11 protein-coding genes and 1 riboswitch are annotated in these 12,090 nt (G+C 68.9%); of the genes, 7 read left to right on the top strand and 4 right to left on the bottom strand.

The window, feature by feature from the left end:
* Positions 1–568: 568 nt before the first annotated feature.
* Both AC3A5R_RS19375 and AC3A5R_RS19370 read right to left on the bottom strand, forming a co-directional pair.
* A complete protein-coding gene (locus AC3A5R_RS19375) occupies positions 569–1,795 on the bottom strand; it encodes a hypothetical protein (protein WP_487622406.1) in 1,227 nt (408 codons plus the stop codon).
* Positions 1,796–1,869: 74 nt separating this feature from the next.
* Positions 1,870–2,136, bottom strand: a complete 267-nt coding sequence (locus AC3A5R_RS19370) for a hypothetical protein (protein ID WP_487622405.1) — start codon at positions 2,134–2,136, stop codon at positions 1,870–1,872.
* 332 nt (positions 2,137–2,468) lie between these two features.
* Here AC3A5R_RS19370 and AC3A5R_RS19365 point away from each other — a divergent pair, with 332 nt between their 5' ends.
* The 5 genes from AC3A5R_RS19365 to AC3A5R_RS19345 all read left to right on the top strand — a co-directional run bounded on the left by AC3A5R_RS19365 (position 2,469) and on the right by AC3A5R_RS19345 (position 7,451).
* Entirely contained in the window at positions 2,469–2,642 is a 174-nt protein-coding gene (locus tag AC3A5R_RS19365; RefSeq protein ID WP_487622404.1) for a ribbon-helix-helix protein, CopG family, read from the top strand.
* A 71-nt stretch (positions 2,643–2,713) separates the two neighbouring features.
* Entirely contained in the window at positions 2,714–3,988 is a 1,275-nt protein-coding gene (locus AC3A5R_RS19360; RefSeq protein WP_487622403.1) for a DUF3987 domain-containing protein, read from the top strand.
* Positions 3,989–4,180: 192 nt separating this feature from the next.
* Positions 4,181–4,336: a hypothetical protein gene (locus AC3A5R_RS19355; protein ID WP_487622402.1), complete on the top strand. Its 156-nt coding sequence runs from the start codon at positions 4,181–4,183 to the stop codon at positions 4,334–4,336.
* Positions 4,337–4,437: 101 nt separating this feature from the next.
* The gene (locus AC3A5R_RS19350) at positions 4,438–6,642 is read left to right on the top strand and encodes a hypothetical protein (RefSeq protein WP_487622401.1); all 2,205 of its coding nucleotides are present in this window, start codon (positions 4,438–4,440) and stop codon (positions 6,640–6,642) included.
* Positions 6,639–7,451, top strand: a complete 813-nt coding sequence (locus tag AC3A5R_RS19345; protein ID WP_487622400.1) for a hypothetical protein — start codon at positions 6,639–6,641, stop codon at positions 7,449–7,451. The genes AC3A5R_RS19350 and AC3A5R_RS19345 overlap by 4 nt, the downstream gene beginning before the upstream one ends.
* Before the next feature lie 189 nt (positions 7,452–7,640).
* On the opposite strand, the gene AC3A5R_RS19340 is transcribed toward AC3A5R_RS19345, so the two are convergent.
* Entirely contained in the window at positions 7,641–7,979 is a 339-nt protein-coding gene (locus AC3A5R_RS19340; protein WP_487622399.1) for a hypothetical protein, read from the bottom strand.
* A gap of 117 nt (positions 7,980–8,096) precedes the next feature.
* Here AC3A5R_RS19340 and AC3A5R_RS19335 point away from each other — a divergent pair, with 117 nt between their 5' ends.
* A complete protein-coding gene (locus AC3A5R_RS19335) occupies positions 8,097–9,005 on the top strand; it encodes a hypothetical protein (RefSeq protein WP_487622398.1) in 909 nt (302 codons plus the stop codon).
* 184 nt (positions 9,006–9,189) lie between these two features.
* On the opposite strand, the gene AC3A5R_RS19330 is transcribed toward AC3A5R_RS19335, so the two are convergent.
* A complete protein-coding gene (locus AC3A5R_RS19330) occupies positions 9,190–10,368 on the bottom strand; it encodes an acyl-CoA dehydrogenase family protein (protein ID WP_487622397.1) in 1,179 nt (392 codons plus the stop codon).
* Positions 10,369–10,539: 171 nt separating this feature from the next.
* Positions 10,540–10,659, top strand: a riboswitch (SAM riboswitch).
* An 82-nt stretch (positions 10,660–10,741) separates the two neighbouring features.
* Here AC3A5R_RS19330 and AC3A5R_RS19325 point away from each other — a divergent pair.
* Complete coding sequence (locus AC3A5R_RS19325) at positions 10,742–12,058, top strand: bifunctional o-acetylhomoserine/o-acetylserine sulfhydrylase (protein WP_487622396.1); 1,317 nt, start codon at positions 10,742–10,744, stop codon at positions 12,056–12,058.
* The last annotated feature ends 32 nt before the right edge of the window (positions 12,059–12,090 follow it).

Raw genomic sequence — 12,090 nt, 5'->3', positions numbered from 1 at the left:
GCTGCAAGTGGCCTACGAGCATGAGGGGCATGTAGCCGCGAGTGCCGAGTACGCGTGGAATGGCCTTTCGCAGACGTGCCACCATCACGCCTTCGAACTCACTCCTCCGAGCAGCGAAGTTCGCCACCTGATCGACTTGGTGACGGCTCTCGTCCGGCGGGCCTCTCAGGCAAGCGGATCCGTCGGTTAGAACGTAACCGGCGGCTCGGTCGGAGATCGGCGCTGCAGGCGGGATGATTGCGCGACCCGCCCGAGCTCACACGGTCGAGGCCATGACCCGCGATCAACTCATGGAAACCTGCCGCCACTGCGGCCATGCCCTTGACCCCCACGTGATGGCGCTTGTCATCACGAAGCCTCTTCCGGCAGGGGTCATCCAATGTCCTGAGCACGACTGCCGATGCGTCGCGACCTGAGGACTCAACCCCACACGGAACCCGGAGATAGCAGCTCAACTGGAGCGAGCCGTCATCGACGAGCTCAAGAGAACCGGCCGCCACGTGGACTGACAACGTCGTGATGGGAGAAGACAACCGAGGTGGGGAGGCGCAGCGCGCCTCCCCACCTCTCATGCGTGCAGCATTGTGATGCCGTGGGTGAGGTTGTCCCTCACCTTCTGCCGGGCCTTCCCTCCGATGTCCATGAGGCGTTCCAGCGTCTTGTGCGCTTGGCCTGCCAGACGGCCCACCTCGTCAAACTCGGTGAGCCCCTCGAGGGCCACTTTGAGCCGGGCCTCAATGGCGCCGAGGTCGACCTCGGCACTGTCGTCCCTGCGCACGGTGAGCAGGGCGATCTGTTCGCGCAGCAGCAGGTAAATCAACGACACGGCCTCGGGGTCTTCGGCGCAGACGACGAACGAACTCGTGCCGAGCCGGAGGAAGCTGCCACCGCCGGGGACCTCGGCCCTGGTCGGGACGACGACGATCCCGCCCGCGGCCTCGCGAACGCGGCACCCGGAGCTGATCTCGTCGCGGAGGTTCTTGACGGTCATGGCACGGGAGCGGTGCTTGGCCTCGAACACGATCCGAATCTGACGACCGGGGCCGGTGATGGCTTCGGACAGGGTCGCGACCCCGTCGCCGGTGCGCCGGGTGGTTCCCCCCACGCCCGCTTGTCCGCCGGTGGCTTCGAAAAGGTCTCCCGCGCCGACGACGATGCCATGGAGCAGGGCGAGCGTGTCCTCCTCGTTGGCGGCGCCGACCGCGCGGCTGCTCTTAGCGCCGGCGGCTTTGGCCGCCTGCGTTGCCTCCACGAGGGTCCGGACAAGCACGAGCTGCTCGCCGAGCTCCTTGCGGGTGCTGCTCAGCTCTTGCAGGAGATCCTGACGCAGCATCCGTACGGGCCCCTCGGTGTCGAGGGACAGCGCGTCCCGTACGGATTCGGAGTGCCTTGCCAGGGCGGCGGTGAGCTCCTGCAGGCCAGCACTCTGGACCGCACGGGCGGCCTCGGCCACGTTGGCCCGCACGCTGCCCGCCTGTCCGGCCAAAGCGGCCTCGACTCGTGCGGGCAGGCTGTCGAGGATGGACGTCGCGGTACGCGCGACCGCGTCCTCCCCCTCGCGGAGTCTGACCAGCGTCTGGTCCAAGCCGCTGAGGGCGGCTTCCGACTTGGCGTCGACGCGTTCGGCGAACGTGTCGAGGGTTCGCGTGAGCGAACCGGTGTCAATGGCGGCGGTGCCCATCGAGAGAGCGACGAGGCCAACCGGCAGGGCGCGTCGCACCAGCTCCGTGGCTGCGTCAGTGCCGTGCTCGTTCTCGTGCGATCGCACGAGCGAGGCGGCCTCGGCATGGGTCACGGAGAGCTCGTAGAGGGTGACGACGTCGCCGTCAACGCTGACACGAGCCGAGCTCCGAGGGATGTGCGCGAGTGTCACCGAGCACCTCCACGAAGAGACGGGATCGGCAGGTCGGCGGGGAGGCCGAGACGCGCCCGGCGACAGGTGAGACAGGTCTCCGGCGGCGTCTGCGCGACGTGGACAAGGCTCGCTTCCCACGCGATGAGCTCGTCGATGAGCTCCGGGTGGTCGGGCGCTCGCTGGGCGAGCGCCTCCTCGACGTGCATCTGCATCTCGCGCAGGCTGGCCTCGTCGGCGTTGTCGTGCGCGGCAGCGGACGTGGCGCGCTGAGCGAGGTCCACCCAAAGTGCCAGTAGTCGTGAGAGGTGCTCGTCCCGGGGTGGGATAGGGCTGGCTGCCCGCAACGTGGCGAGCAGCGGCTGGGGTGTTGCTGTCATGAAGACTCCAGCGGGATGACCGCAGCACGGGGGCTGCTGCCCCCGTCGTCAGCGGGGGCTCTGGTTTGTGGCCCGCATCGACCTGTTGCAGCGGTGTCCCCCATGAGTAGTAGCCCGATCGGACTTTCTTGAAGTTGTCGCATCTGCCTGATTGCGCCGAGAGCAGGACCGCGGACGTTGCGATCTGGCCGCGCTATCGGCCACGTCCTGTCAGCCCATCAGAAGGATCCATCGAGATGATCGACCCCACGCCCACCACGCCCGATGTCGCCGACGTCGCCGTCATCGTCCGCCTCCCTCGGGAACTGCGCGACGCGCTCAAGCAGCGCGCCGCCATGGAGGACCGCTCAGTGGCGTCGCTCATGCGCCGCGCAGCGCGCGCATACCTCGACAGGGGCCTCGACCGATGACCACTGCACTCCGCGCCGCCACGGCCGCCGCGCCACCGCATCAGGAGTCCGGGCGCGACGAGTCCTTCGAGATGTTCGGTCGGCTGCGCTTCGCCCAGGTCCTCGCTGAAGCCGGACAGGCACCGGCCCTGTCCCCCGCCGCATTGCCGGGTCTCGCAGGAGACATCGTCAACGGACTCGCTCCGATCACCGAGGCGAGCCCGGCCGCCATGCTGGCGACCCTGCTCACCGGCATCGGCACGATGTGCGGTCCCAACGCGCACGTCTTGGTCGGGTCAAAGCCGCACTACCCCAACATCTTCTCGCTCGTCGTCGGCGCGAGCGCCAGGGCACGCAAGGGCACCTCGGCCGCCGCGGTGCAGCCCATCCTCGATGCGGCCGACGACCCGGCCCGGCCCTTCTTCCCTGGCCACGTGCTGCTCGGCGTGAAGTCCGGCGAGGCCCTCATCCAAGGTGCCGTCGACGCCGGCGACGCGTCGCCCCCACAGCCGTGCACAACAGATACTGGCCTACCGGTCAGCGATCAGCGGCTGCTCGTCGTCGAGGAGGAGTACGCGCGCTTCCTTGCCGCAGCCGCGAGCAAGGAGTCCATCCTGTCCAGCATCCTGCGCGAAGCCTGGGACGGCGGAACGCTCACCAACAGGACCCGCCGGGAGACGCTGGAGGCAAAGCACGCCCATGTGGGCATCATCGCCCATGTCACGACGCCCGAACTGCGCAGCAGGCTGACGGCGACCGACGTCTACAACGGATACGCCAATCGCTTCCTGCACGTCTGGAGCGCACGGTCTGGGCTCCACCCCGAGCCCGGCAGGCTGCCCGCGAACGTAGTGCTTCAGCTCGGCAGCCGCGTCCGTGACGCCGTGGGCTTCGGACAGTCCGCCGGCGAGATCGTGCGCAGCCCCGAGTTCACGTCAGCGTGGGACCGGCTCTACCGGATCATCGAGTCCCAGCCGAGCGGTGGAAGCACCTACGACAGTCTCACCGCGCGGGGAACGGCTCACATCCTCCGGTTGTCCCTGCTCTACGCGCTGCTCGACCAGTCCGCCGCCCTGCGCGCGTGCCACCTGGAGGCAGCCAAGGCCTTCTGGGAGTACTGCGAGGCCACCGTCGCTCACATCTGGGGCGTCAGCCTCGGCGACTCGCGCCTCGACAAGTTGGCCAGCGCCGTGCACCGCGCGGGCAGGGTCGACCGTACTCAGGTCAACCACCTCTTCTCGAACAACCTCGACAGGCCGAAGATCGACGAGCTCATCGGCAAGCTGAGCGAGATGGGTCTCATCCGCGTCGACAAGATCCCAACCCGTGGCCGGCCGCGGGAGGTCCTTGTGAGCCTCGCGGCGTGACGACGAAACGAAGTAACGAAGGAAGTCCTGCACGGACTTCCTTCGTTGTTTCGTTTCGTCGTCTGATCCGTCCTCCGAACGACCACCCCGCGACGCGCGGTGGCGGTCGACCGCGCCTCGTCCCGCTACCCCTCCTCGGGGCAACAAAGGTCACCCGTTGCCCGCCATCACCGGGCCCCGACGGTCCCGGGCATGACGTCGCCCTTGGAGACCCCCGTCGCAAACCCCGCCCTCGTGCGCTACGACGCCGAAGTCCGGCGCCTGCGCTCGATGGAGCCGGAGCAGTTCGCCGTCGAGCCTGACCGCGCACCGATCCTTGCGCCCTTGAAGGTTCTCCCCGCGTTGTAGAAGTGGGCGTCCATCTCGGTGGGCGTGAGGTTCTACATCGGTCCGATTGCGCCAGAGGTGGTCGCCGGCACGGTACCGGGCACCCAACCCGAGGAGCCCTGTTGAACCTGTACACCGACCGCAAGGTCTACCACCGCCTCGCCGCCAAGTTGCCCGACTGCACGCCCACCCACTCCGACTGGATCCGGTTCTCCGTCCAGGGCGACCTCGTCGGCGTGGCCGGGCAGCGTGCAGCCCACTGCAGCACCTACGCACCTAACCCCCACATCGCCACCATCAGCCAGTTCCCGGAGAGCGCATGGGATCCCCAGCAGCCAGACGTGGGCGCCCGGTTCGGCATCGTCTGGCTCACGTTGGCTGACCTGCACCACAACGCCACCGGAGACACCCCTGTCGCCGCCGTGGTTGCGGTGGGCGACACCATCTTCTTCAACATCACGCTGTCCACCACCCAGAAGCACATCCCTCGAGAGGACGGCGAGGACGAGAACGGCGTCACCCGCCTCATGCTCGGGGTGCTCAACCACTACCCCTCCCTGCGCGCGTCGCGGTTTGCCGAAGACGTCACCCGAGCCGGACGAGACGAGGTGGACTGGGCCGCCATCACCGGCAAGCACAAGACGCGAGCCATCGCCATGCACTTCGGCGGCCAGCGCTTCGACCCCACACAGTCCGGAGACTGGCTCGCGCTCAGCGCGCTCGGGATGGTCAGCGGCAACGACGACCCGATGAGGCGACGCAAGCTCACCGGCAAGCGCCTCATGAAGTACAAGCTCGGCGGCGCCGCAATCTCCGAGACGCAGATGCCCCACGGCTGGCACCACAAGAAGGACCACCACGGCCGACCGGTCACGGAGGGCGAGCGCGGTCTCATCCCGGAATCGGACCCGGCGATGATCCCGGTCCTACGGGCCCTCTACGACGCCCACGCCGCCGGTGAGACGTACAAGAGCTTGGCCACGCGCCTGATCGCCTTCGAGGAGGAAGGCCCGATGCGCCGGCGGGACCACACGGACCTGGACAACACCTACGCCGACCTTGCGGGAGACGACCAAGGCAGCTACGACGCGGTCAAGAGCGTCTTCGTCCGCAGCAGCTACCGCCCACGGGTTGCCCCGTCAGAGCAGGCAGTTGCACGGTACCTGGCGGGCGAGGACCCGAGAGAGGTGTTCGACGCCGACACCAGGCTCTACCTGGCCAAGGTCGAGCTCGTCCGCACCGGCCGCTACTTCCGACGCCTGAAGAACGACATTCGCGGACGCAACATCGTCCTCGACGGCATCCCTGCTCAGTACAAGGACGACCGCGACGAGAAGGGGTGGTTCGACGTGCTGTCCGAACCGTGGGCGTGGCCGGTCAACCCCGACGGGGTGGAAGTCGCAAGCTTCGGCATCGCAGACACAACCTGCCGCGAGGTGGGGGCACGACTGCTGCGCGAGCTGCGGAAGCCCAAGGAGCCGACGGGCGGCCGGGCGCACCAGCACGTGGCGCGCCGCGCCCTGCAGAGGTTCGAGAACTGGAGCGTCGACCCAGGCCAGGCCGGGAGCATGTATGCGGACGAGGCGACCCAGTGGGGCGTGGAAGCCCGCTGCAACAACTCCGGGAAGGCCAACTTCATCGTCCTCTTCCGCCGCGCCTCAATCAGCGAGCGTCCCCGCAAGGGATGGAGCTTCTTCGGCCACGGGGAGAACAAGAGGGACCACATCGCGGCGACCGGCAGCCTCAGCGAGCTGTCCGGTTCAGTAGCCCACCACCTGGACGCCGCGGTGCGCACCCTGCTCGACCCGTCCACGGTGGCATCGGTCCGGGAGGTGGCCGCCACTGCGTCGCCGGTCGACGAGTTCGCGGCCCACACGAGCAAGCTCACCCGGCTGCGGCATGAGGCAGACGAGCTCCGCAAGGAGGCCCAAGGACACCGATCCCTTGCCGCCCGTGCCAGCATCGCGGGCAACGACCGCGAGGCAGATGCGTACGCCGATCAGGCGAGCGAGGTCGCCGCGCGGGCCGACGCCCTCGCCGCGGACGCGGACCGGCTCGCGCGCCAGCTCAAGGAGCAACGCGATAGCCATGAACGGGCCAGCCGACAGGACGCCGGCGACGTGAGCCTCGCCGCTTACCTCGTCGTCGGGCTCGAACGAGCCTCACGGGACAACGGCTCCGGCAGCGCGCGCCTCGGACTGCTCTGCGACGAGCACCTCGTCGACTGGCAGTTCCAGGCGAGCGGCGACGACATCGCGTGGTCCTGCAACGCACTCCTCCCCCTCGCCACCGGCGGACGGTCGCGCTACCGCTCACCGGCACGGTGAGCAACGTCCGCACGCGGACGGGCAAGGCGCTCGCGAACACCAGCACCGTCGTGCGCTACCTCTTCGAAGAGGGCCGTGACCTCACCGCGGTCTCCGAACTGCTCGGCGTCAGCCGCGCCGGCCTCCTCAAGCGCAGGGTCATGCCGTGGCTCGTCAGCCAGGCTGTCACGGCCCGGGGCGCCAAGTGCGCCCTCGTTGACCACCCCCTGAATGAGGTGCGCCGCAGCATCTACGCCCACCTGGCTGCCGTCGACGGCGCCCAGCCGGACAGCGCCTACACGCAGCTGCTCCGCCGCACCTACCTCGACCCCCAGCTGTCATGGGGCGACGCAGCGGTACCCGACGACACGACATGGATCCAGCACGCCCTAGACATGCTTACCGCAGACACCGAGACCCGTCGTCACGGCCTTCCCGTCCTCGATGTCGCCCTCGCACTCGGCCACACCGAGGCCGAGATCCGCGAGCTCGCCAGGCCGCAACGGCGCTCCGGCGGCTTCACACGCCCGCGCTACTTGGTCTACGCGGACACGTCCAAGACCAGGGTCAAGGCCATCCCGTGCCCGCACGACCGTTGCCGTGGTCGGCGCCACGCCGACCACGTCGCCCTCCTACCCGAGGTAGCCGCCAGCGGGTTCGGCGTCATGTGCCGACGCTGCCGGCGCGCACCGGCGCAGCATGATGAGTGGCCGGTCACCCAGTTTCCGCAGTCTTACCTGTCGTCATGGACCAACCGCGGACCGGGCGGCAGCCTGCGGCTCGAGGGACAGACCGTCCCCGTCGGTGTGCGCACCAACAAGCGCCGGTGACGTGTGCCGCAAGGGAGATGCTCGACATTCCAGACGCACGGCGTTCTCGAGCCCTTCGGCGACAGCCAGCGCGTGGCGATTGCACCAACGGGCGCCGTGTGACCGTCAGTGAGTGGGCGCAAGCTGCCCTCGGTGCCCTCGGGTGCCCTGCCGGGCGAGCCGGCAGGGCACCCGAGGGCGTAAGCCATGTCACGCAGGCAAGGCGGCGGGCGCCAGTGTCCGGGCGAACACGCCCGAGACGTCGTCGACCGTCAGCGAGCCCCGGAGCCGCAGCAGCTCAGCCTGCGCCCGGCCCAAGGCCGCGACGAGGGTGTCCACCACCGACTCGGCCACCTTCTGTGCACCCGTCCCCGCCGACGCGGACGCGGACTGGCGCTTGCCCATCAGGAACGCGACAGCACGGTCCACCAGCCCGGACACGAAGTCCAGCGCCTTGGCCAGCAGCGCCGTGCCGACCTCCCCCAGCACCGCGCGAACGATGTCGACCGCCACGTCCACTACTACCCGGGCCATCGTCGAAAGACTCATCTCGCAACTCCTTCACGCCGTGACGCTCCCCTGCTGGTCGCGTCAACTGCCCCGACCGTACGGCCCATCACCAGCCGTTCTGTACGCCTCATTGCGGGGGACTGACACACTGGCCTCGTGCCCCGCTCCGCACTGTCACAGGCCGACCAGGATCTCCTCAACCACCTTGCCGAGGAGGGCTTTCCCTGCTCTCGGAACCAGCTCGAACGGTGGCGCCAGCACGGCCTCCTCCCGCGCGCACTCGTCCTGCACCTCGGGGCGCGCGGGAACGTAGCCACCCACCCGGATGAGACCCGCGAGATCGCGGCAACGCTAGCCGCCAACTCCGCCCGCGGTCGTCCGTGGCAAGTGCTCGGGCTCGTTCTCATCGCCGACGGCCTCATCGAACACATGACGATCGACGTCATCCGCGCCTGCCTGCGGTGGTGCATCGAAACCGCCGCCGCGAACGAACAAAAGCGCATCGAACTCGTCATCGCACAACTCCACGGGCGGCACATCACCCAACCAGACCCCGTCGACATCGCCGAGGCCGTCGCCTGCCTCACCGGATCCCGCATCGACCGAGCCACCCTACACGTACTGATGCCCCTCATCACCCAGCGGTACCCACACTGGCCCGCCCGGCGCCGGCGCGCCCTCATCCGCAGCGGAACCGTGTGGACGGTCGCCGAGTACCTCGGTGAAGAACTCACCGACGACCTCAAAGCCATCGCGCAGGGATGGGACACCTGGGAGGAAATGCGCGACGCGCAGGGCGACCGCCTTGGCAGACCCACGCTGGACGACCAGCGAGTTGCCGTAAGTACCCTGACTCCGCGCGAGTTCGCCCTCCTGTGGTGGCACCTCGCCCTCACCAGCATTCGCGAACCCCTCCACGTCGGGGGAAGCCTCGCCCGCGCCGCGGCCCAACTGCGGTACGTCTACTCCAACGGCTACGACCACCCGCTGCCTGAGGAAACGTTGGACGGCCTGTTCGACGACCTGGACGACCTCCTGGCCGGCAGCGACGTCGATCACGACTAGCGGCCGCCCGTATGCGATCGCCAAGTCGCCTCACCCGGCGAATGCTGCGGCCGCCGGTCTGTCACATAGCTGTCACACAGCGCGTTCTGATGAGTGCCGAACGATGCCCCGATCAACCTCGCCCCGGGACGCAAGCGGGATCCTTTTCCGTCCTCAGCGGCCGGTACGATGCCGCTGACCTGCGCTAACGCCGGTCCGTCCACTTCAGGAGCTGCCTTGCCATCACGATGCGCTGGACCTGGTTGGTGCCCTCGTAGATCTGGGTGATCTTGGCGTCGCGCATCATCCGCTCGAGCGGGAAGTCGCGCGTGTAGCCGGCGCCGCCGAGCAGCTGGACGGCGTCGGTCGTCACCTTCATCGCGACGTCGGAGGCGAAGCACTTGGCAGCCGCGCCGAAGAAGGAGAGGTCCTTGTCGCCGCGCTCGCTCTTCGCGGCGGCGACGTAGACCATCTGGCGCGCGGCCTCGAGCTCCATCGCCATGTCGGCGAGCATGAACTGGATGCCCTGGAAGTCGGCGATGTGCTTGCCGAACTGCTTGCGCTCCTTGACGTACGCGAGGGCCTGGTCGAGCGCACCCTGGGCGATGCCGACGGCCTGCGCGCCGATCGTGACGCGGGTGTGGTCGAGCGTGCGCAGCGCGATCTTGAGGCCGTCGCCGACCTGCCCGACGACCCGGTCGCCCGGGATGCGGACGTTGTCGAAGTGCAGCTCGCGCGTCGGGCTGCCCTTGATGCCGAGCTTGCGCTCCTTCTCACCGAACGTGAAGCCCTCGTCGGACTTCTCGACGACGAACGCCGTGACGTTGCCGCCGCGCGGGCCGTCAGGGTCGGTGACGGCGAGCACCGTGTAGTACTCGGAGACACCGGCGTTCGTGATCCACGACTTCTGGCCGTTCAGCACCCAGCCGTCGCCCTCTTGGCGCGCACGGCACTTCATCGACGCGGTGTCCGACCCGGCCTCGCGCTCGGACAGGCCGTAGGAGAACGTCGTCCTGCCCTGCGCGAGCGGCGGCAGGTACCGCTGCTTGAGGTCGTCACTGCCGTCGAGGATCAGCGGCAGCGAGCCGAGCTTGTTGACGGCCGGGATGAGCGAGGCCGACGCGTCGACGCGAGCGACCTCCTCGATGACGATGCACGTGGCGAGCGCGTCGGCGCCGACGCCGTCGTACTCCTCGGGCACGTGGGGGGCGAAGAAGTCGGACGCGACGAGGGCGTCGTGCGCCTCCTGCGGGTAGCGCGCCTCCTCGTCGACCGCGGCGGCGTACGGGGCGATCTTGTCCTCGGCGATCGCCCGGATCGCCTCTCGCAGGGCCTCGTGGTCCTCGCTGGTCCGGAACAGGTCGAACTCGGCATTCGTGCTCACGGCGGCGATCCTACTCGCCGGTTCGGATTAGTAGGACGTCCTAGTGATCGACACCACGGTCGCCGCGCCGGCTCCGCCGTGGCGCACTTCCAGCGGCAGGCCACGCCGACGCGTCCACGATGAGGACATGCGCTCCCACGTCGCGGACAGGCGTCCGTACACTCGCCGTTAGGTCATGAGTGTCAGCGTCAAGCCCCGGCTCGCTGGCCGGCAACCCTCCCACCGCGGCGGGGTGCCCCGGGTGAGGACCTGGCCCGTCGTCGCCAGCCGGCGCGCGGGCAAGCGCGGAGACTCCCTCTCCCGCACCGACCCGTCGGTGCGCCGGACCCGTCCACGGGGCACCCGGTCACCGACCGAACGAGGAGAACGACCGATGACCGAGCCGAAGTGGTCCTTCGAGACCCAGCAGATCCACGCCGGGCAGTCCGCCGACAGCGCTACCGGGGCGCGAGCCCTGCCGATCTACCAGACGACGAGCTACGTCTTCAACGACACGGACCACGCCGCAAATCTGTTCGGGCTCAAGGAGTTCGGCAACATCTACACGCGGATCATGAACCCGACGACCGACGTCGTCGAACAGCGCATCGCCGCGCTCGAGGGCGGCGTCGGCGCGCTCCTCGTCGCGTCGGGCCAGTCCGCCACGACCCTCGCACTGCTCAACGTCGCCGAGGCCGGCGACCACATCGTCGCGTCACCCAGCCTCTACGGCGGAACCGTCAACCTGCTGAAGTTCACCTTCCCCAAGCTCGGGATCGAGGTGAGCTTCGTCGAGGACCCCACCTCGATCGACGCGTGGCGCGCCGCCGTGCGCCCCAACACCAAGGCCTTCTTCGGCGAGACCATCGCCAACCCCAAGGCCGAGGTTCTCGACATCGAGGCGGTCGCGGCGCTGGCCCACGAGAACGGCGTGCCGCTCGTCGTCGACAACACCATCGCGACGCCGTACGTCATCCGGCCCATCGAGTGGGGCGCCGACGTCGTCGTGCACTCCGCGACGAAGTACCTCGGCGGGCACGGCACGTCGATCGCCGGCGTCATCGTCGACGCGGGCCGGTTCGACTACGCCTCGGACCCCGAGAAGTTCCCGAACTACAACACCCCGGAGGAGAGCTACCACGGTCTCGTCTTCGCGCGGGACCTCGGCGTCGGCAGCCCCCTCGGCGCCAACCTCGCCTACATCCTCAAGGCCCGGGTCCAGCTGTTGCGCGATCTCGGTCCTTCTGCCGCACCGTTCAACGCGTTCCTCATCGCGCAGGGCCTCGAGACGCTGTCCCTGCGGATCGAACGCCACCTCGAGAACGCCGCCAAGGTGGCCGCGTACCTGCAGGGCCACGAGCAGGTGGAGCGGGTCGTCTGGGCATCGCTGCCCGACAGCCCCTCCTACGCGACGGCCCGGAAGTACGCCCCTCGCGGAGCCGGCGCCGTCCTGTCGTTCGAGATCGCGGGCGGCCTCGAGGCGGGCAGGAAGTTCGTCGAGGCACTGACGCTGCACAGCCACGTCGCCAACATCGGCGACGTCCGCTCGCTCGTCATCCACCCGGCGTCGACGACGCACTCCCAGGGGCCCGACGCGGACCGGCTCGCCGCGGGCGTCACGCCCGGACTCGTGCGCCTCTCGGTCGGCATCGAGCACATCGACGACATCGTCGCCGACCTCGAGCAGGGCTTCGCCGCCGCGAAGGCCTGACACGACCGAAACCCGGGTGTGGCGGGTCGGCA

The sequence above is a fragment of the Intrasporangium sp. Soil_C_50 genome (genome assembly GCF_057656595.1).
Note: the sequence above shows the minus strand (reverse complement) of the source record. Positions and strands in the feature narration are given on the sequence as shown.